The organism is Brevundimonas sp. KH_060, assembly GCF_057838275.1.
The window spans coordinates 2238228-2254918 of record NZ_CM174463.1 but is presented as its reverse complement, the minus strand read 5'-3'; the positions used below and the strand labels follow the sequence as shown (position 1 = coordinate 2254918).

General features: G+C 62.6%; 26 protein-coding genes. 9 read left to right on the top strand and 17 right to left on the bottom strand.

Going from position 1 to position 16691, the window contains the following annotated elements; genetic code table 11:
- Positions 1 to 45: 45 nt before the first annotated feature.
- From AC3IPP_RS11115 to AC3IPP_RS11065, 11 genes are all read right to left on the bottom strand, one after another.
- A complete protein-coding gene (locus AC3IPP_RS11115; RefSeq protein WP_489149048.1) occupies positions 46 to 585 on the bottom strand; it encodes a c-type cytochrome in 540 nt (179 codons plus the stop codon).
- 84 nt (positions 586 to 669) lie between these two features.
- Positions 670 to 1296 carry a TetR family transcriptional regulator gene (locus AC3IPP_RS11110; RefSeq protein WP_087141335.1) on the bottom strand — a complete coding sequence of 209 codons (627 nt, stop codon included), beginning with the start codon at positions 1294 to 1296 and terminating at the stop codon, positions 670 to 672.
- A 107-nt stretch (positions 1297 to 1403) separates the two neighbouring features.
- Positions 1404 to 1874 carry a GNAT family N-acetyltransferase gene (locus AC3IPP_RS11105; RefSeq protein WP_489149047.1) on the bottom strand — a complete coding sequence of 157 codons (471 nt, stop codon included), beginning with the start codon at positions 1872 to 1874 and terminating at the stop codon, positions 1404 to 1406.
- Between the two features lie 146 nt (positions 1875 to 2020).
- Positions 2021 to 2338 carry a hypothetical protein gene (locus AC3IPP_RS11100; RefSeq protein ID WP_087141337.1) on the bottom strand — a complete coding sequence of 106 codons (318 nt, stop codon included), beginning with the start codon at positions 2336 to 2338 and terminating at the stop codon, positions 2021 to 2023.
- A 239-nt stretch (positions 2339 to 2577) separates the two neighbouring features.
- Positions 2578 to 3726 (bottom strand): tyrosine-type recombinase/integrase, encoded by a 1149-nt coding sequence (locus AC3IPP_RS11095; protein WP_489149046.1) that lies wholly within the window; start codon positions 3724 to 3726, stop codon positions 2578 to 2580.
- A 238-nt stretch (positions 3727 to 3964) separates the two neighbouring features.
- Positions 3965 to 4384, bottom strand: a complete 420-nt coding sequence (locus tag AC3IPP_RS11090; protein ID WP_489149045.1) for a thermonuclease family protein — start codon at positions 4382 to 4384, stop codon at positions 3965 to 3967.
- Positions 4381 to 4653: a hypothetical protein gene (locus AC3IPP_RS11085; RefSeq protein ID WP_489149044.1), complete on the bottom strand. Its 273-nt coding sequence runs from the start codon at positions 4651 to 4653 to the stop codon at positions 4381 to 4383. The genes AC3IPP_RS11090 and AC3IPP_RS11085 overlap by 4 nt, the downstream gene beginning before the upstream one ends.
- On the bottom strand, positions 4653 to 5312 hold the full coding sequence (locus tag AC3IPP_RS11080) for a hypothetical protein (protein WP_489149043.1): 660 nt from the start codon (positions 5310 to 5312) through the stop codon (positions 4653 to 4655). The genes AC3IPP_RS11085 and AC3IPP_RS11080 overlap by 1 nt, the downstream gene beginning before the upstream one ends.
- A complete protein-coding gene (locus AC3IPP_RS11075; RefSeq protein ID WP_489149042.1) occupies positions 5309 to 5485 on the bottom strand; it encodes a hypothetical protein in 177 nt (58 codons plus the stop codon). Before AC3IPP_RS11075 ends, AC3IPP_RS11080 begins: the two co-directional genes overlap by 4 nt.
- Positions 5482 to 5643: a hypothetical protein gene (locus tag AC3IPP_RS11070; RefSeq protein WP_489149041.1), complete on the bottom strand. Its 162-nt coding sequence runs from the start codon at positions 5641 to 5643 to the stop codon at positions 5482 to 5484. Before AC3IPP_RS11070 ends, AC3IPP_RS11075 begins: the two co-directional genes overlap by 4 nt.
- Positions 5643 to 5852, bottom strand: coding sequence for a hypothetical protein (locus AC3IPP_RS11065; RefSeq protein ID WP_489149040.1), 210 nt, complete (start codon positions 5850 to 5852; stop codon positions 5643 to 5645). Before AC3IPP_RS11065 ends, AC3IPP_RS11070 begins: the two co-directional genes overlap by 1 nt.
- On the opposite strand from AC3IPP_RS11065, the gene AC3IPP_RS11060 reads away from it, so the two are divergent.
- From AC3IPP_RS11060 to AC3IPP_RS11045, 4 genes are all read left to right on the top strand, one after another.
- Positions 5851 to 7917 carry a hypothetical protein gene (locus tag AC3IPP_RS11060; protein ID WP_489149039.1) on the top strand — a complete coding sequence of 689 codons (2067 nt, stop codon included), beginning with the start codon at positions 5851 to 5853 and terminating at the stop codon, positions 7915 to 7917. The two genes, AC3IPP_RS11065 and AC3IPP_RS11060, sit on opposite strands and share 2 nt — an antisense overlap.
- A 177-nt stretch (positions 7918 to 8094) precedes the next feature.
- Positions 8095 to 8421, top strand: coding sequence for a hypothetical protein (locus tag AC3IPP_RS11055; protein WP_489149038.1), 327 nt, complete (start codon positions 8095 to 8097; stop codon positions 8419 to 8421).
- Positions 8422 to 8466: 45 nt separating this feature from the next.
- The gene (locus AC3IPP_RS11050; protein ID WP_489149037.1) at positions 8467 to 8844 is read left to right on the top strand and encodes a hypothetical protein; all 378 of its coding nucleotides are present in this window, start codon (positions 8467 to 8469) and stop codon (positions 8842 to 8844) included.
- On the top strand, positions 8841 to 9122 hold the full coding sequence (locus AC3IPP_RS11045) for a hypothetical protein (protein WP_489149036.1): 282 nt from the start codon (positions 8841 to 8843) through the stop codon (positions 9120 to 9122). The genes AC3IPP_RS11050 and AC3IPP_RS11045 overlap by 4 nt, the downstream gene beginning before the upstream one ends.
- A gap of 229 nt (positions 9123 to 9351) precedes the next feature.
- On the opposite strand, the gene AC3IPP_RS11040 is transcribed toward AC3IPP_RS11045, so the two are convergent.
- Positions 9352 to 9609, bottom strand: a complete 258-nt coding sequence (locus AC3IPP_RS11040; RefSeq protein WP_489149035.1) for a hypothetical protein — start codon at positions 9607 to 9609, stop codon at positions 9352 to 9354.
- 1829 nt (positions 9610 to 11438) lie between these two features.
- Between AC3IPP_RS11040 and AC3IPP_RS11035 the strand changes: the two genes are divergently transcribed.
- The 5 genes from AC3IPP_RS11035 (at position 11439) to AC3IPP_RS11015 (ending at position 14250) form a co-directional block, all read left to right on the top strand.
- On the top strand, positions 11439 to 12020 hold the full coding sequence (locus AC3IPP_RS11035; protein ID WP_489149034.1) for a glycoside hydrolase family 19 protein: 582 nt from the start codon (positions 11439 to 11441) through the stop codon (positions 12018 to 12020).
- Positions 12017 to 12385: a hypothetical protein gene (locus AC3IPP_RS11030; protein ID WP_489149033.1), complete on the top strand. Its 369-nt coding sequence runs from the start codon at positions 12017 to 12019 to the stop codon at positions 12383 to 12385. Before AC3IPP_RS11035 ends, AC3IPP_RS11030 begins: the two co-directional genes overlap by 4 nt.
- Positions 12386 to 12700: 315 nt before the next feature.
- Positions 12701 to 12892, top strand: coding sequence for a hypothetical protein (locus AC3IPP_RS11025; protein ID WP_489149032.1), 192 nt, complete (start codon positions 12701 to 12703; stop codon positions 12890 to 12892).
- A gap of 80 nt (positions 12893 to 12972) precedes the next feature.
- On the top strand, positions 12973 to 13671 hold the full coding sequence (locus AC3IPP_RS11020) for an imm11 family protein (protein WP_489151061.1): 699 nt from the start codon (positions 12973 to 12975) through the stop codon (positions 13669 to 13671).
- A 363-nt stretch (positions 13672 to 14034) separates the two neighbouring features.
- Positions 14035 to 14250, top strand: coding sequence for a hypothetical protein (locus AC3IPP_RS11015; RefSeq protein WP_489149031.1), 216 nt, complete (start codon positions 14035 to 14037; stop codon positions 14248 to 14250).
- 147 nt (positions 14251 to 14397) lie between these two features.
- Here the strand turns inward: AC3IPP_RS11015 and AC3IPP_RS11010 are convergent, their stop codons facing one another.
- The 5 genes from AC3IPP_RS11010 to AC3IPP_RS10990 all read right to left on the bottom strand — a co-directional run bounded on the left by AC3IPP_RS11010 (position 14398) and on the right by AC3IPP_RS10990 (position 16672).
- Complete coding sequence (locus AC3IPP_RS11010) at positions 14398 to 14574, bottom strand: DUF1328 domain-containing protein (protein ID WP_200165181.1); 177 nt, start codon at positions 14572 to 14574, stop codon at positions 14398 to 14400.
- Positions 14575 to 14796: 222 nt separating this feature from the next.
- On the bottom strand, positions 14797 to 15036 hold the full coding sequence (locus tag AC3IPP_RS11005) for a hypothetical protein (protein WP_489149030.1): 240 nt from the start codon (positions 15034 to 15036) through the stop codon (positions 14797 to 14799).
- Positions 15037 to 15470: 434 nt separating this feature from the next.
- Positions 15471 to 15632: a hypothetical protein gene (locus AC3IPP_RS11000; RefSeq protein WP_489149029.1), complete on the bottom strand. Its 162-nt coding sequence runs from the start codon at positions 15630 to 15632 to the stop codon at positions 15471 to 15473.
- 283 nt (positions 15633 to 15915) lie between these two features.
- Positions 15916 to 16293, bottom strand: a complete 378-nt coding sequence (locus AC3IPP_RS10995; protein WP_489149028.1) for a helix-turn-helix domain-containing protein — start codon at positions 16291 to 16293, stop codon at positions 15916 to 15918.
- Positions 16283 to 16672, bottom strand: a complete 390-nt coding sequence (locus AC3IPP_RS10990; protein ID WP_489149027.1) for a hypothetical protein — start codon at positions 16670 to 16672, stop codon at positions 16283 to 16285. The genes AC3IPP_RS10995 and AC3IPP_RS10990 overlap by 11 nt, the downstream gene beginning before the upstream one ends.
- Between the last annotated feature and the right edge of the window lie 19 nt (positions 16673 to 16691).

Sequence of the window (16691 nt, the reverse complement as noted above, 5' to 3'; positions counted from 1 at the left end):
GGACCTTGGTCCGCCGCCCTTTTGCTTGCCCGGTATTGCCTGGCCTTAATCGCCCTGCGGCTTGAACCCCGTTTCGACTTTCAGGAAGGCGATCACGTCCCGACGGTCCGTGGCGTCGGGCAGGCCGGCGAAGCTCATCTTGTTGCCGGGCAGGAAGGTGCGCGGGTTCTGCAGCCAGTGGTCCAGGGTTTCGGCGTCCCAGGTGAAGTCGGCCGTCCGCATGGCGTGGGAATAGCTGTACTTGTCCCGCGCGCCCGCCTTGCTGCCGAACACGCCATAGAGGTTGGGGCCCGTCATGTTCGGTCCGCCCGGCGTGATGGTGTGGCACGAGCGGCAGCGGGCGAAGGCGCGGCGGCCGTTCTCCAGATCCGCCTGGTCGTAGGGGGCGGGCAGGGACGCCAGCAGGGCGACCTTCTCTGCCTCGGTCGGCGTGGGGGGCTTGGGGGCTTCGGCCGCGCTGGTCCCCGAACCTTGGGCGCCCTGGCCGCAGGCCGCGAGGCCCAGAGCGGCTGTTAGCGCAGCGGCCAGCACGACGGCCGAGCCAGACGCGCGGCGGATCGAGGGGAAGGACGAAAGACGGAACATGACGCACTCCTTGGCCGACCGTCATGCTTTAGCCGATGGAAGCGCCGTCGCAATGGACAGCTTGTCCAAGCGAAGACGGCGACGTCAGCGCCCGGTGGTCAGCTTCACCACGATGTGGGCGGTGGTGTCGATGATGGCCTCGGGCGTGTCGGCGCGGCGCATCAGTTCGAAGCCCGCCGCAACGGATTCCACCAGGTTCGCCGTCTCATAGGAGGTCAGGCGGGGATTGAGGCCCTCGGGATGCAGGCCGCTGGCGTGGGCCTGGGCGATGCGGCGTTCCAGCGCCAGGTGCAGTCGGCGCAGTCGGCGGATGCGGCTTTCGGCGAAGGCGGGCTCGCCCATGTCGGCCAGCATGTGCTCGACCCGCAGCACCGGGCCGTGGTCGCTCCACAGGCCCAGCACTTCCAGCACATAGGCGCGAGCCGCCTCGAAGGCGCGCTCGCCGGACCAGTCAGCGTGGATGTGCGAGGCTAGCCTCTGAAAGTCCTCGCCCGCTTCTTCGCACAGCAGCAGCAGCCCTTCCTCCACCGAGGCGAAATAGGTGTAGAAGGTCGGCGCCGACACCCCCGCAGCAACCGCCACGTCGGCCGGACGGATTTCGCCTAGATGCTTGCTGTTCAGCAGACCGCGCAAGGCGTCGAGAAGGGCGCGCCGGGTGCGGGCGCCCCGCGTTCGGATCCTGTGACCCAGCTTGTTGGTCGTCTCGGACATGAGGGAGGCGGCCGAAGTTGCGATGGAAACGGGCCGGGAAGGGGAGAAGATGAAGGCCTAGCGGCTTCCATCCTCTGCGACAAGCGCGACTCAAGCCGGGGTCGGCCTTACAGCGTGGCGCAGACCTCGACTTCGTCGCCGAAGAATCCGCCCGTGGGCACGAACCCCAGGCGGCGATAGAAGCCCTCGGGACTGCCTTCGCCGAGGCCGTAGCTGGTGTAGAGCGTGGCGTAGCCGCGTCGGCGCAGGCGCTGCTTCACCATCTCGACGACGCGGCGACCGACGCCTGCGCCCTGGTGCGGGGCTGCGATCATCAGGCGCCACAAATAGGGGCCGTCGCAGTCGATGCCGTCGTCCCACTCGTCTCCGTCGTTGACCATGACGAAACCGACCAGGGTCTCGTCCAGATAGACCGCGCGAAACCAGGCGGCGTCCGAACAGAAGCCTTCGGCGATGGACACGCCGTTGTCGGCCACCACAGCCCGTTGCGTCGAGGACAGGGTCTCGCTGAGTTCGCAGACTTCGCTGACGTTTTCCGAGGTGATGCGACGGAAGGTGATTTCGTTTTCAGGGGACATGGACGGCATATTGCAAAGCCTCTCCATGCTGCGCCCTGCGACGGATGGACGCCGGACGTCTGAGGCGTCGGAAGGGGGAGGCTCTTGTCTCGCGAAGGCCACGATTGGACCGTCCGCCTCCCCGCGGGTCTGAGTTCAGCGTACCGTTAGTTAAGCGCGCGGCATTTGGAGGTGGAGTTGTTCATGGCCGGGTCGTCGATCATGCAGATGACGTATCGGTTTCCGTTCGTGAGAATGAAGGAGAACGACTCTGTATTGGGGTCGAACATCTCGGTCCGATAATTGGCGTGCGAGATGATCTTCCAGCCTGCGTTCAGAAATTCGGTCATTGATTGAGAAAGCGGAACCCAGTCCGTCGCGCGGTGCTGCTGATCGGGAGCCGGCGCCCGCTGCCGCCGTCCCTGGGCCTCGACCACAGTCGGAACCATCACGAGCAGAGCGAGCAGCAGGGTGAACTTTCGCATTCTTCGTCCTCTGGGGCGGCAGGATGGGGCGCGGGCGGCCACAGGCCTCGCGCGCTGAGCGCCATCGGTGGAGGGTAGCGTGAAGAATCGCGATCCGTCGATACGGATATCGGCGTCGCATCTCGCGACGCGCCGACCTGACCATTCCCGTCCTGATCGGGGGAGATGGTGCCGGTTGCAGGAATCGAACCCGCGACCTTCGGTTTACAAAACCGCTGGGAGTTGGCAATATTATTCTACTATTTCAGTGTCTTGCTTTCTTTCTGGCGTTTCTGTCCGGGACTATTCCGGGGTTTTGAATCCTCAAGCGCCTCACGCAGATCGTTCGTCAAAACGTGGGCGTATCGCTGGCTGCTGCTGATGGAGGCGTGGCCGAGCAAGGATTGCACGCTGCGGATGTTGGCGGTCCGCTTTAGCATTGTCGATCCGGCGTGGTGGCGGGCGCCGTGGATGCGCCGAGAGCCTGTAATCCCGGCCTCGTCCGCTGCCTTGCTGATCCGGTATTCCACCATGTGCGGCTCGAAGGCTTCCAGAATGCACTCCTGATGCCCCTTCGTGCTGGTGCGTGTGATCTGCTGGAACCATAGGTGCGGCAGGCTGTGCGCGCGCGCCAGCACAACGCGGGGGGCCAGCGCTTCGGCGTGTTGCCTGATGATCGGCAGGTGCAGGATCACGTCGCGCTTGCGTCCTTTCTGCAGGGTCAACGTAGGCTCAGGCCCTAGGTGGAGAGCGTCGAGCGGAAAGAACAGCTCACCAAAGCGCAAGCCGTAGGTCAGCATCATGTCGACTGCCAGCCCTAGACCTTCGGGGCAGGCCTTGACCCACGCCTTGGCTTCGGCGGCTGAATACATGCGTGTTTGCGGTCGCGGCTCGGATAGCCGCAACTCTCGCCAATCGATGTCGGGCAAGCCGTGTTGCCCGCTGGTCCAGTGCGTCCGGGCGCGCTTGAGGATGGGCCGGAGGGTCTCAATGATGTCCCGGTTCACAGTGGCTGGGGCGGGCAGGTAAATTTTCGCGTCCGCCGCTTTCGATCGCTTGGTGCCCATCTTCTTGCGACGCTCGACGAGGCCAGCGACTTTCGCCTGGTCGATTGATGTCAGTGGAGTGGTGGGGCCGATCATCTCGACAAGGCGCTCCAGTCGACGCTCCACATCGACGGCGTCTCCACGACCGATCCCCTTCTCCTGCCACCAGCGAAGGGCCGCGGCGTCAAAGGTCATACGGGCGACAGAGCCGTGGCGCCCATCAGCTACCTCGTCGCGAACTCGCCGCTCGAAGGCTTCTGCTTTGCGACGCGTAGCTTGCCCGGTCGATCCATGAAACCGCTCGCCCTTGAAGACGAAGTCGTAGTGCCAGTACGGGCTTTTCTCCGGCTTGTAGACGGACATGGTGGTGCGTTCAGTTCTGTCTCATGGGCGAGGTATTGGCGCAGCGCCGCCTCGGAATAGCGATAGGATCGCGGGGAAATTGGAGTAGGCCGTATCGCGCCGGAAGCCACAAGCTGGTCGAAGCTCTGGACGCTGACACCGATAAGCCGGTGCGCCACCTTCTGGGTGACCAAGGCTGCCTCTGCGAACGCCTCCTGGAACAGGCGCTCGGTGGCGGGGCCGAGGGGCGGATAGAGGTTCACTGCCACATCCCCCTTCCTCTCTCACGGGCTTCATTCTCCTGGCGTCGGTAGGGATCGCCGTAGTTGGTTTCCGAGATGGCCAGGCCTTCCCGAACGAGGATGGCGCCCAGGTCGCGGCCGTTGACCGTGCAGGTGGCCACGATGCGCTGATAGCGGTCGCGGTTCTGCACGGTGCAGCGGGCGCCGTTGGCCGCAAGCTGGCGGGCTCGGTTCGTTGCTGCCGGTCCGCTGGCCCTGGCTTCGGGAGAGCACGCCCAGACGTTCGGCCGCTGGCGGCAGCGCGTGTAAGGCGCGACCTCTCCGGCGTCGATGCCGGCCAGGCGAACACGATGGCGCTCGCCGTCAGCCGTATGGCACCGGCCGCTGTCTCCGTCGCTCATGGCGAGGGTGGCGCAGATCAGGACGATGGGGGTCATTTCACCACCTTCAGGCCATGCTCCAAGTGGTGCAGGCGCGTTTCAAGCGACTGGCCACGCTCGTCGTCCTTGTGGCCCCACGGCCTCGGGGCAATGGCGAGAACGTCAGCCGGGTCTTCGCGGATCGTATGCTCGTAGACCCGATCTGCCGGGACGCGATCATCAACGGTTAGAACCACGACCTGACCATCGGGGTCTGCGATCTTCACGTCCAACCAGCCTGTTTCATCGTAGTGCATCACCACGACAGCTTTGACGTCTCGGACCATCACCCCTCTCCCTGTTTGGCGCGAAGGATGGCGATGCAGAGGGCGAGGGCGGGAGTCGGGGCCTTGGCGCCAGCCATGCGTCCGGCCTCGGGGACCACAGCGGCCCTCGCCCGGTCTCCTTTCAGGCCGCGTGTCCCAGCCAGGCACCGGCTTCCCGGCAACACCCTCTCCGCCAGCGCGAGGGCGGCGTCGAGGGAGGTGGTGGCATTGGGAGCGGCGCATCCACGAACGCCAGTGAATAGGGCGGCCCCAACTGCCCAATCCAGCTCACGGCTCCCCACCTCGGCAGCCTCCAGCCTAGCGATGAGGGCGGACAGGTCAGCGGTCATGGGTGGTGTCCTCCGGACGGATATTCCATTCGTGTTTGCTTCGTAGAAGGCCACCTTGGCTTCGGCCCGATCGGCCCGCGCGGCCTCCCCTTGCGCGCTTAGCCACCCCATTGACGAAGGAGCGGTAACCTCGTCAGGGCCGGGAATCTGATCGCCGGAGCCGATCATATCGGTGATGTCACCACAATGATCGCCGGAGCCGGATGCGAGGGCGGTGAGGTGCGCGCGGAAGCGGTCCGACATGATGTCGAAGACTTCCTGCGCCGTTCTGTTCTCAATGCCTGCGATGGGACGCATCAGGTTCTCGCGCGGGGTGAGGGGGTGGGTCATTGGGCGCGTCCTTTCTTTGCCATGCGTTCAGCCTGGCGACGCTGCTGGCGGCTCGGGTATTCAGGATCGGGACCGGCGTTGGTTTCCGGTTCTGGCGCGCTAACAGGCTCGGCAGGCGAGCTTGCACACAAGGCCAGCGCCGCCATCGTCATGAGCGTGGTGTTACGTCTCACTCCCCGCCCTCCTTATCCGAGTGGTCGGGGCGCTTGAGGTAGATGTAGTAGCCGATGGGTCCGACAAGCTCCCAGCCGTCTTTCCCCGCATTGCTGATCGCGCGGAAGATGTCGTTCACGTGCCCTTCCGAGCGGACCACCATGTATTCCCAGGCCATCACTTCGCCCCCTGTTCGGCTTTCAGGGCGGCGAGGAGGCGGTCAGCGATGAAGCCCGCGAACTGCTTGGCGGCAGCCTCGGGGTTCGCATAGCCCTCTGGACTAGGTGGCGCATTGCGCCGGATGTAGCGGCACCCCTGAACGAGGACGTTGGGCTTGCCGAGACGATCCCAGCCATCCGCGACGATGTCGTCGGTCGTCTCTTCCATGATCAACGCGATCAGCGCGTCACGGTCAAAGGTTGCCGCCCCGCCTTCCGGCGCGGGGGCTGCGGAGAGCATGGCGGACCACATATCATGCCAACGGAACATCGCCGAGGGCGGCGCGGCTGCCTCACCATCGCGAATTGTAGCAGTCGCCGGTGAAGGCAAGGTCTTCGAGCTACAGCTCGTCTACCTCTCCACGCTGGGCGGCGCAGTTCTGAGCGACAGCGGCGCCTACCGCGTGCGGGCGCGCGTTCGGCGCACGGAAGACCCTGCGGCGGGCGATCGACGGGTTACGCTGTACCTTGCCGCCTTCGATAGGGCTGAGCAGTACCTGGGTGCGCTTTCGTCTGTGGTTGAGAGCGACCTGACGATCGGTATGGGGTGGCGCGAAGTGGCGTCACAACTGTGGAAGACTGAGGCCGTCAGGACCGCCTTTCCGGCGGCCCATACTGTGCGGCCGGTCGTCCGTGGGGGCTCGACCATATCGCCCAGCGGCAATGGTACGATCCAGGCCAAGTACCTCAACCTGGACGCACAGGGCGATACATCCGTTCTCGCAGGCCGCGTGACGACGTTGGAAACGGCGGCTGCTGATCTCCAGGCGGGAAAAGCGGACGCGACGCGGGTCGCCGCTCTCGAGGCGACGGTCAACACTCCGGGCAGCGGATTGATCGGCAAGGTCGGTTCGCTGGAAGCGGCGACGGCAGACCTTCAGGCGAAGAAGGCCGACGCGACCCGTGTGGAGGTGCTGGAGGCTACAGCCCTCGGCGCGCGCCCAACGACAATCAATGACGCCGCAGGGACCTTCTTCTCCCAGGGTGGAGCGGGAACGGCGCCTTTAGGGAGCGCCAAGGTCGGACAGGACGCGTCTGGCTATTACTTCAAGTCCTCCGACACCGGGGCGTGGATTGCGCGAGGCTTGGTTCCCATCGCGTCAGGGCAGGTGATCACGGTCGCCGGCGTCTGGGACCAGGAGGTCTCCGGGGACAGCGCCCGCATCACTGCCTGGGCCTTCGACGCTGCCGGGACGATGACAGCCGTCACTGGTCCAGTGACAATGTTCCCCGTCGGAGCCGGAAACCGGATAACTCGCTCCTTCGGATTGGCGGGCGCTGGGGCGGAAACCACTCTGCCGGCGGGGACGGTTGCGGCAAGGTTCGGGCTCCAGCCCAACCGGACCTCTGCCGGGTCGGTGCGGGGTCGCTCACTCACCATCGCGGACGGCACGCTGGCTTCAACCCTGAACGCCAGGGTCGACACCCTTGAGACCGCTACCGCGAACCTTCAGACAGGCAAGGCAGACGCCGCCCGCGTCACCTCGCTGGAGGCAACGGTCAACACCCCAGGCACGGGCCTTACAGCGCGTCTGACCACGGTTGAAAGTGTTGCGGCTTCGGCCGACGGCACGGCCAAGGCCATCAAGGGCGTGGTGTTGGACGTCAACGGCTACGTCAGCGGCTACTCCTCGATCAACGACGGCACGACCTCGTCGTTTGAAGTCCTCGCCGCAGCCTTCGCCATCCGCGATCCGAGCGCCGGCGAGCGCACCGAATATCGAGCGGGCAACTGGTACGTCTACAGCCCCTCCGAGAACACCCGCACCCGCTACGGAAAGGCATTTGGCGGAACGCAGAAGCTGGTCTGGTGGACGGGGCCTTCATCTGTGGCCGAGGGCTCGGAAACCAAGGCCAATGCCTACGTCTACATGAGCCAGAACACGGTCAGCGGTCCCCGCTTCGGAGGATCGGACATCGTTGGAGGGAGCGGCGTTCTTACGGCCACGGCGTCCTCCCTCATCGTCCAGGGCGGCCGCAACGGGGCGGGCGGCGTCAGCACCTCGACAACGACCGTCACGGCAGCGGGCGGCAACAGCGGCGCCAGCATGCGCTGGGTGAAAGTTTCGGGCGACGACCTGGTCGCGAACAGCCCGAGTTCTTTCACAACCAGCTTCTACGGCATGGTCGGGACTGGTCAGTCCAAGTCCGCTGTCTTCATGGGCGTCGTCACCAAGGCCGGCCAGCAAGCCGCCGTCTATGTGCAGGCCGACATTGCCGACAACGGCACCTGAACCTCTCAACAACCGGAGCACACCCCATGGAAGTCGCGCTCGCGATCATCCTCATGCTGGCCGTCGTTGCCGTCGCCCTTTTCGCGCGACGGTCGAAGTCGCCGCCGTCGTCTCGTCGTTCAGCCAATGGGCCGCGCCGAAGTGAAGATCGATAACCCTCAAATCTCTGGAGACATCATGACCAACCCGACCTTTCCCACCCCGCAATCCCTGGCCGAAGCAGAAGCCGCTGAGCGCGTGATCGCCGGCTTCTATCTGTCGCAGATGGAGGCCGCTGTAGCGGTGATGACAGGCCCCGAAGCCCAGGCGTTCGAAGCGGCCGTAGCCGCGGCGATCTCGGCTGGTTTACCGAACGGCACCTCGGCCGCCGTGAACCTGCCCAACGTGGCGAAGTGGTTTGTCGATGTCCGCGCGGGACTGGAGGCGGATCGACAGCGCCTGGACGCCATCGCGAACCCCCCAGTTCCTGAAGAGCCCGTCGCCCCGGCTGAGCCGGAAGCCTGACGAACCCGATTCGTCTTCCACACAATCCCTCGCGTAGGAGCCCGCATGTCCGCAGGCGACGAAATCATAACTCCGGTGAGCAAGCCGGAGGCCCAGGCCATGGCTGAAATCCACGCCATGCGCGGGCTGACTGACGCGGTCGCCGCACTAGGCCGTCAGGTCGAGCGGATGAACGCCAAGGTCGACGACGTGCGCGAGCGGGTTATCAAGCTGGAGGCGCGTGAATACGAGCGTCAGATCGAGGCCCTGAACGACCGCCTGTCTGCAGCCTTCAAGCGAATCGACGACCTGGAAGGCACGCGCGACCAGCAGAAGGGCGCCAAGGCTCTAGTCGACTGGTTGCGTCAGACCGCGCCTTGGCTGCTGGCTGGCATCGCGGCCTTCGTCGCTGGCATCGGCATCAAGAACGGAACTGGAGCATGAACGAAACGCAGGACCAGCCACCCGCGACAAGGGTGGACCGCATCAAGGTTTTCATCGGCGATCTGGCCCGGCCCTTCGCCATCATCGCCACGTCGTTCGCGGCGTCTTGGGCCACCATTGTGATCGCCTATCGGGTCGAGAACGGAAACGATGGCGCCATCTTCATCGGCGGCGTCTTCGCGGGCGTTGGCGCTCTCTACATCGGCAAGGCGTGGGAGGTGGCGAAGACGGGCAAGCAGACGGCCGAGGTCGAGATCGCAAAGGCGAAGAGCGAGTGACCAGGTTCGCTACACTTGCTCGCTCGGCCGTAGTCAGTGCGCCAAAAGGAGCACTCCGGCGATCGCCAGCAATGTGACCATGGTCACCATGATTGTATGATCGTCTGGGTTTGCACGATCCTCCTCAGAGGGACGTGAGGGTTTATTTCGCCGCATTGAGAAGCCCTCATCATAAACCGGCTATCCACCCTGGATGAAGGATGATGGCCTAGAGAGGCTGAATTGGCCGTTAATCGGCCGGGTCTTTCTTGGGTTTTGGAGGCTGAGGCGGCGGCAGGTCCACGCCGCTTTCCTTGAGAATTTGCCACGCCGTTTCAAGTTCGCCTGCGATCGGCATAGGGGAGCCGAACTGCTTCAACCAAGCATCCGCGAGCGTTTGGTAGTCTGACTTTTTCGGCACATTATGCTCCCGCCCGTCCGTACCCTGTACGGCAGGATCGCGGCGGAGATTGCAAAAGATTGCAGCCTGGCAGTCCATCCACGACATGATCCACGCGGTCGCTCATGGGCTCCAATTTGGGCGGGTGAAGGGTGGCGGCTTGGGACGGGGTTTGCGGACGCCCCAAGCCGCCGGTCGCGGTGCCGGAACAGCGACTCGATCAGTTTAGCATTGAAGTGCGACAGTTCCAGATGGGCGGCCCGGTGCGCCGCAGGGGGGCGTGGTTGCGCTCCGGGCCGCTTCGCATCGCCTTAGAAAGGGAATGCGCGTTTACAAAGGGTATCAAGGCGCATGGGTTCCCAACGAGGGCGTATGTAGTCTGCGAGGCTAGAACAGGCGAACTGTCCAGGCTGCTGCTGCGAAACAGGTCACGCTCAGTACAACGAGCGTGATCTCATAAACCGACAGCCTCCAGATGGAAGGCGAACGAGCGCTGTTGCTGGACATGGCGGCCTCACGGTTTCCAGAATGATCTTGAGAGCCGCCTCGGTTGCGCCCTGACGGGTAGCGGTTGGCCATAGAGGCCACGCCAAAGCGTATCTAGCGTCTGATCTTCTTTCCTAAGGGCTCCATTAGCGACCCTTGCACGGAACTGACCCTGCGGCCGCATCAATTGGCGCGCTTATCGAACAATGCTCGTTTCTGTCCGTGGCGCTTCGCACTTCCGGCCAGCCTCAACCACTGAACTGGAGACCACCATGGCCTATCGCCTTGGTGCGCAGTCACGCGCCGAGTTTAAGGGCGTGCACCACGACCATCCTCGCCCTCGGCTTCTACTTCGGGCGCAATCAGGCTGCAGAGACCTGACGCCTATGCTGCCGCCTCGGCCAGCGGGGAATGAGAATCCAGCGACGGCAAGAGAGCCGCGCCGTCTTGCAGGATCTCTTTGGCAAGATCGATCGCACCTGTGATCGGAATGGGTACTCCGAATTTTGCCAGCCAAGCTGCGGCGACCAATTGGAACTCTGCTGAATCCTGCACTTCTGATGCCCTCGTTCGAGGCCATTCATTACAACCGGCTCAGCGGGAAGACTGCAAATGAGTGTATCGACGTTGTTTAGGGCCTAGCCTGGTTATCCAGCTTAGGCGGGCAATCGATCAAATGGTCCTATCGTCGCCAAGGCGGCCAGGCCCAGAACAAGCAGCGCCAGCACGACAATGATCAGTTCGCCGGGCGATACGCGCCTCCAAGCGTTTTTCGGCATTAGATCTCCCCAGCCTCCCAAACGGACAGGCCCGGCGAGCGCCATTGAGACAATGGAAGCTGCCGGGCCTCCGGGCGCCACGCCCAGCCCCCCAGGAGAGACTTGCAGGTAACCACGCCAGTCGAAGGCTGTAACCTGTCAGAAATACTAGGTCGGCAGCCCGGCGCTTCGCAGGGGGTGCGAGTGGTTGGGGCCCGGGCTGCCGTGCACATCCGGCAAAGGATTTGCGTCGGTGAAGCGCGAAAGGAAAGGAATGGTTGCGCTGCAGAAGCCCTTCAGGCTGCGGCCCATGTGGGACCCGCCTGGCGCTCCATCCAGCTGAGTACGTTCCGCAGGGCGTTCAAGGCGAGATCGTTTTCGCCAGCGGACAAGCACTCGACTGCTGCCCACTGTACGACACGGGCTTCGTAGAAATCGCGCGGGACACGATGCAAGATCAGGTTCTCAGCTGCTTCCCACGCCCTCACGCTCTTCTCGTCACACTCTGAAACGGTCTGCCGATACGCCTCGACAGCGGCTGCAAAGCTCATAGGCACGATGGTTCCTCCGTGATGGAGGCGCCGCGCCTGGCTACAATGTCGCCGAAGCGCACGCCCTGTTGACTGAACGACGGTCTGTTAGAATCAGCGGCCTGTCCAGCGTTCAATTTTACATTCTGAACTGGAGATCACCATGCTCGACGCACGTCGATTGCAGGGGCGCCTCGGCGTGTCCGTTGACGGCGTCATCGGCGCCGGAACCCTGACGGCGCTGTTCGCGCGGATGGGCGCGCAGAAGCTGATTGCCGAGGAACTGGGCCTCGCGGCCAACGTCCACTTCTGCACCTACGGCATCCTCGATAGCGGTCTTCGCCTTGCGCATTTCATGGGCCAGTGTGGCCATGAGAGCGGCGGGTTCCGATACATGGAGGAGATCGCCAGCGGTGCGGCCTATGAGGGGCGGGCGGACCTCGGCAACACCCAGCCCGGCGATGGCCGGCGCTACAAGGGGCGTGGGCCGATCCAACTGACCGGCCGGGCCAACTATCGCCGTGTCGGCCGGCAGATCGGGATCGATCTGGAGCGGTACCCGGAGATCATCTCGCATCCGTCGATCGGTCTGCTGGTGGGCTGCGTCTACTGGAGCGACCGCAAGCTGAACGCCAAGGCTGACGTTGACGATCTTCTGGGCCTGACCAAGACGATCAACGGCGGCACGAACGGACTGGAAGATCGCCGCCGGCGAACGGCGCAGGCGAAGGAGCTGATCCTGTGATCCGGACCCTCACCGCCGCCGGCTGGCTCGCCGTCGCCTGTCTGGCGCTCGCCCTGATCCTGCTGGCCATGTGCGCCGCCGATGGCCGCCAGAGGGCCGCTGACCGCACACGACAGGCCGAGGCGTACAAGACCCTCGCCGAGGGCCGCACGGCCGCTGCGCAGGACGCCAGCGCCATCCGCGACCGGGCCGACGCCCGAGACCAATCCACCGCCTCAATCGTCACCCAGGCCGAAAAGGAAATCCGCCATGCGCCTGATCGCAATGCTGCCGCTGATGCTGCTCGCCGCAGGGTGTGCCAGCTCTCCGATTACCGTGATGCACAGTGCGCCGTGTTCCGCGCTGATCCCGGCCGGGTGGACTGAGCCTGTCCCGTCCGCCGCCCTTCCGCAGGAGCCCTCCGACGAGCGGGACTGGATGGCTTTCGGGGTGGCGCAGACCGGCGCGCTCAGGACAGCCAATGGGCGGGCGTCGGACGTGATCGGCATCGTGCAGGCCTGCGAGGCAAGGGACGCTGAGGCCGTCGAACGAATAGGGTGGCCGTGGTGGGCTCGTCTCAAACCTGGGTAGGATGCCTAGGTAGGTACCTATGAGTAATTTTGCAGCGTTGACGTGCGCGTAAGAATGGTTCTCCCATTCTATGTCTAGCAACATGCTAGATGTATTTGGAGGGAGAAAGCATGAAGAAGATGATCAACGGCGCTTTAGTCGCTGGATTTGTTGCAGCCTCGACTCTGATTGGCTTCGGCGGCAGTGCTACGGCGCAGACTGCGAATGGCGCGGCTTGTGCTGACGGCGAGAACACCGAGTACGTCTACTCCTGCGACCGCAAGACAGGTAAATGTGTACTTGTGGAGATTATCTGCAGCTAATTGCAGATTGATCGAGGCCCGCTCCGGTTCGCCGGGGCGGGCTTTCGTCGTTTCAGTTCGACAGCGGCGAACCGCCCTAGCTGGCGTTCGCAAGGTCGGGTAGCATCGACTCAACTCCTTCCCCGTTCCGCAATCGAGCTGACGCCATCGAAATTTCAGTCGAAGCCACGGCTCATAAGGGCGAGTTTTTCCTGGTCGACGCCGGATTCTTAGGCAACGGCAGGGTCGCCGGCATAGAAATCGCCAACGAAGAGAAGCTGATCTATCCGAGGATGAATGTCATCTCGCGTCCTAACGGAGTGCCAGATCAGTATCCGGAGCGCCCCCAGCTGGTTCATGTCCCGGAGAAGGGCGGAATGCCGCGCGATCTAGAAGAGTTCGCTGGCATATGGATTGTGTCTGAGCCTTTGAAGCAACTGTTTGAGCAGATGGATGCCGAGGCATTTGCATTTGTGGCATGCGACTTCAGTCTTGCTGACGGGAGCCCTGGCCCTCAGCACTACCTAGGTAATGTGCTGCGCAGCATCGACGCGCTGGATGAAGCCTCCTCTCGCGTGAGGATCAAGCGCGATCACAATTATCAGACCGGTGAGGACGAGCAACTTTTCAGCCTCGTCGGCGGAGCCAGCCTGGTGTTCAAACAAGACGTTGTGGGAGATGCCCATATCTTCCGCCAGGATCGCATGGGGGCGCCCCCCATCTGCGACCGCGCGATGTTTGATGCATTGAGTGCAGCCAATTTCTCCGGTGTGCGGCTGCGCGATGTAGGCGATATTTAAGAGGCTGTGACACACGACCTACAACGTGCGGGTTGGTGGTCAGGTGGTCAAAAGCTGATCATCACTCGTCGGCTCAAGGCGACGGCAGTTGCTCGATCTTAAACAAGACCGTCGGGCTTTCGTCGTTTCTAGGTGGGCGCGCCATCAGTCTGGCTGACGGGCATAAGAAAACCCGTCTGCCACATTGGGACTCAGACGGGCCTAATGAGCCGAGGCTCTCAGCTTAGATGGGGCTGAAGGCCCTGATTGCAAGGCGTCGAGCTTCGAACTTACTAGAACAACGTTCACGCAAACGTCAGTTGTTGGAAAACCGACGTTTTGCAAGCTTTCCGGGCGGCATTGGCGCCGCGTGGGAGGAAAAGCATGATCAAGAAGCTCGTAATCGCAGGCACGCTGGCCGGCTCAATGCTGGTCGGTGTTCCTGCCGCCAATGCCACCCCACTGGAGTGCATGCGACAGTACGATGCTGCCGTGGCTGCCTGCGCCGAGTCTGGACAAGGTTATGGCAGTGCCTGTGAAATGGGCGCCGCCGTTGTAATGCAAGACTGTTTGAAGAAGTTGGTGCGGGTCGATTCGTAAGGACATCGTCCCCGGCTCGCTCTCTTCGGAGGGCGGGCTTTTTGTTGTTTCGGCAAGAGCGTCGACCTCCCGGTTCCCCCGGGAAGTCTGACAGCAAGAAGGCCCCGGGGACGAATGGGGCCTTTTCACGCGCCCTGGATCGAGGCGTCAGATTCGTGGCCCACGCCCGCGCATGCCGCCTACCACAAGCGAGACGACGAACAGAATGACGGCGATGATAGCGATGAATTTGGCGATCTCGAACGACATGCCCGAGATGCCGCCGAAGCCGAGGACAGCCGCGACCAAGGCGATGATGAAGAAGATGATGGCCCAACGAAGCATAGAAGTTCCTCTGGAATGTTGACCATCGACCAACACGCCTAAGACTCGATCGTTCCGATGGTTCTGAACCGTGCTGACCGCCTTCGTAGCACCCGCTATTTGGTGTCTTTTGGAACCCGGCAAGCGCCCGTCAGTTGGTTGATCGCAGCCCTCCCATCCTCTGGGGCTGTTCATGAACCGCTGAACCCCTCGTCGTCGCTCCCCAGCCCCGGCGAGGGGTTTTCAGTTCTGAAGTACGCCACGCTCGATCAGTCTGCAAACGACCGGGTTTCGTAAAGAGGCAGCGACCTCGTGTGCGAATGCCCGGTGCGCCTCTTCTTCATCCATGATGAGGCGCTGGCCGCCATCTCTATGGGAGGACAGGCGGAAAGAGACCTCGCGCTGCTGGTTGGCCAAACGCTCTATCCGAACTAGTTTCACCCCGGCCTGATCTCGCAGGGTGGCGCGTGAACTGACGACCATAATCGTCCTCCTGAGTAGCCCGATAAAGCTCAAGAGGGGGTGGACGGTTCCCCGAGGCGGGAACTCTTCTGCGTGTTGCTTGTTGGCGTATTGCGCTGCGCTTGCTGGCCCGTGCGGCGTTCCGGGGAAAAGAGCGCCCTCCGCTGAAATCCTGGCGGCGGAGTGGCGCTCAACCTCTCGGCATAAGTGCTCGATACGGTGCGCCACGCTCTCCTGCTTCTGCACGTGTCATGACGGTAGTTTCATGCGACGACCGGACATGGATCACGATGTCCCTATGGCGCAGGCCGTCGTGTAGGGCCGTGCACTTGGCCCGCACAGCAGACAGCACATTGACCCAGTGGTCAGTCTCGACCGTGATCAGGCCCGGCAGAATGTTGGGGTCATCGCTAGCCGCTGCGGCCAGCGGTGTAGCTGAGTCGCCCGGTCGCGACCTAGCGCTGGCGCCGCAGCAGGCGCGCCGCCTCTTCCTTCCAGAGCGCGCGAAAGCGCAGGATGATCGAGGCGGGCAGGTTGGCTGCCGTGCGGGATCGCTGGTGCAGTTCCGCCGCCTCGGCTTCGAAGCTGGTGATCTTGTCGAGGGTGCGCTTGTTCATTGGATTAAAGACGAGGTCACAAGCGAATTCGTCCAGGTCTCGATTTATAATTGATGATCACTGGACGATCAGGAGCATCAGTCTCGCAAGACCAAACGTCTTGGTCTCCACGGTTGATTTTTATGAAACGGTGTTCCTTTGTTTTTGCGAGACGCTCACCTTCGGAAATAGCTTCTTTTTCATCCAAGGTTCTCATCATTAGCACTACAGGATTTGATGATCCGTCATAGGTCCAGACGTGGTATACGTCCTCTATCTTGTAGGGCATTTTGTTTCCCGATAGTTATGCTGAATTGAGGTGCAGTTCTTCTAGAAGTACCTTGGATGTTTGGGTTAGAATTCTTCGACGGGCGGCTGGGAGCCTAACGAAAGCGCCTGCTAGTTCGATTGCTCCAGGAATCGCAGCAAATTCATCCAGGATGGAAACGGGCCGATTGCCGTCAGCCTGCAGAAGATCGGTCGGATCGAAGCCTACAACCTGCTTAAGAGCCGCGTAGTGGGCTGCGGGCAGACGATTGACGCCTTTTTCGTACTTCTGAACTTGCTGGAATGTGACGCCCAACAAGTTGCCGATATCCGATTGTGTCTTGTTGCTAGCTATACGAGCGGCTTGAAGTCGTGCGCCAACGGCTACATCGAAGTCTGCTGATCTACGCGCCATTCCGTCCCTCCCGTTGGAACGGGAGAGGTAACGGCAATATCCATCTAGACTCAAGCCTGCGGGCCGATGCCACGGCCACTTGTGCGTTCGTCCAATCTAAGAGGTTGTCGAGCGCTATCAGGTCCAGGCCGTCCGATCTTGCGCCGCCCTCTACATTTTCGCGAATGATCTCAATCAGTGCAGCAGCTTCTTGTGCTGTGTGAGGTCGTGCTGAGAGCGCAAACTCTTCCGCAGCGTAGTAGTCTTCATCAACTCCGGCGACGACGGTGTCTTTCCCGCGCCATGCGTTCAAGAATTCAATGGCGGTCCCAAATTTCCAAGCTTTCGGCATGTCATTGGCCCCTTCGAGGCGAGTTTCTGGATCGCCCAGGTTTCCCATGCTCCTCCAAGAAGGGCGG

Bases quoted from the DNA above. Each gene is read 5' to 3' on its own strand.
- AC3IPP_RS11115 (WP_489149048.1), bottom strand. From the start codon at position 585: ATGTTCCGTCTTTCGTCCTTCCCCTCGATCCGCCGCGCGTCTGGCTCG.
- AC3IPP_RS11110 (WP_087141335.1), bottom strand. From the start codon at position 1,296: ATGTCCGAGACGACCAACAAGCTGGGTCACAGGATCCGAACGCGGGGC.
- AC3IPP_RS11105 (WP_489149047.1), bottom strand. From the start codon at position 1,874: ATGTCCCCTGAAAACGAAATCACCTTCCGTCGCATCACCTCGGAAAAC.
- AC3IPP_RS11100 (WP_087141337.1), bottom strand. From the start codon at position 2,338: ATGCGAAAGTTCACCCTGCTGCTCGCTCTGCTCGTGATGGTTCCGACT.
- AC3IPP_RS11095 (WP_489149046.1), bottom strand. From the start codon at position 3,726: ATGTCCGTCTACAAGCCGGAGAAAAGCCCGTACTGGCACTACGACTTC.
- AC3IPP_RS11090 (WP_489149045.1), bottom strand. From the start codon at position 4,384: ATGACCCCCATCGTCCTGATCTGCGCCACCCTCGCCATGAGCGACGGA.
- AC3IPP_RS11085 (WP_489149044.1), bottom strand. From the start codon at position 4,653: ATGGTCCGAGACGTCAAAGCTGTCGTGGTGATGCACTACGATGAAACA.
- AC3IPP_RS11080 (WP_489149043.1), bottom strand. From the start codon at position 5,312: ATGACCCACCCCCTCACCCCGCGCGAGAACCTGATGCGTCCCATCGCA.
- AC3IPP_RS11070 (WP_489149041.1), bottom strand. From the start codon at position 5,643: ATGGCCTGGGAATACATGGTGGTCCGCTCGGAAGGGCACGTGAACGAC.
- AC3IPP_RS11060 (WP_489149039.1), top strand. From the start codon at position 5,851: ATGATCAACGCGATCAGCGCGTCACGGTCAAAGGTTGCCGCCCCGCCT.
- AC3IPP_RS11065 (WP_489149040.1), bottom strand. From the start codon at position 5,852: ATGGAAGAGACGACCGACGACATCGTCGCGGATGGCTGGGATCGTCTC.
- AC3IPP_RS11055 (WP_489149038.1), top strand. From the start codon at position 8,095: ATGACCAACCCGACCTTTCCCACCCCGCAATCCCTGGCCGAAGCAGAA.
- AC3IPP_RS11050 (WP_489149037.1), top strand. From the start codon at position 8,467: ATGTCCGCAGGCGACGAAATCATAACTCCGGTGAGCAAGCCGGAGGCC.
- AC3IPP_RS11045 (WP_489149036.1), top strand. From the start codon at position 8,841: ATGAACGAAACGCAGGACCAGCCACCCGCGACAAGGGTGGACCGCATC.
- AC3IPP_RS11040 (WP_489149035.1), bottom strand. From the start codon at position 9,609: ATGTCGTGGATGGACTGCCAGGCTGCAATCTTTTGCAATCTCCGCCGC.
- AC3IPP_RS11035 (WP_489149034.1), top strand. From the start codon at position 11,439: ATGCTCGACGCACGTCGATTGCAGGGGCGCCTCGGCGTGTCCGTTGAC.
- AC3IPP_RS11025 (WP_489149032.1), top strand. From the start codon at position 12,701: ATGAAGAAGATGATCAACGGCGCTTTAGTCGCTGGATTTGTTGCAGCC.
- AC3IPP_RS11015 (WP_489149031.1), top strand. From the start codon at position 14,035: ATGATCAAGAAGCTCGTAATCGCAGGCACGCTGGCCGGCTCAATGCTG.
- AC3IPP_RS11010 (WP_200165181.1), bottom strand. From the start codon at position 14,574: ATGCTTCGTTGGGCCATCATCTTCTTCATCATCGCCTTGGTCGCGGCT.
- AC3IPP_RS11005 (WP_489149030.1), bottom strand. From the start codon at position 15,036: ATGGTCGTCAGTTCACGCGCCACCCTGCGAGATCAGGCCGGGGTGAAA.
- AC3IPP_RS11000 (WP_489149029.1), bottom strand. From the start codon at position 15,632: ATGAACAAGCGCACCCTCGACAAGATCACCAGCTTCGAAGCCGAGGCG.
- AC3IPP_RS10995 (WP_489149028.1), bottom strand. From the start codon at position 16,293: ATGGCGCGTAGATCAGCAGACTTCGATGTAGCCGTTGGCGCACGACTT.
- AC3IPP_RS10990 (WP_489149027.1), bottom strand. From the start codon at position 16,672: ATGGGAAACCTGGGCGATCCAGAAACTCGCCTCGAAGGGGCCAATGAC.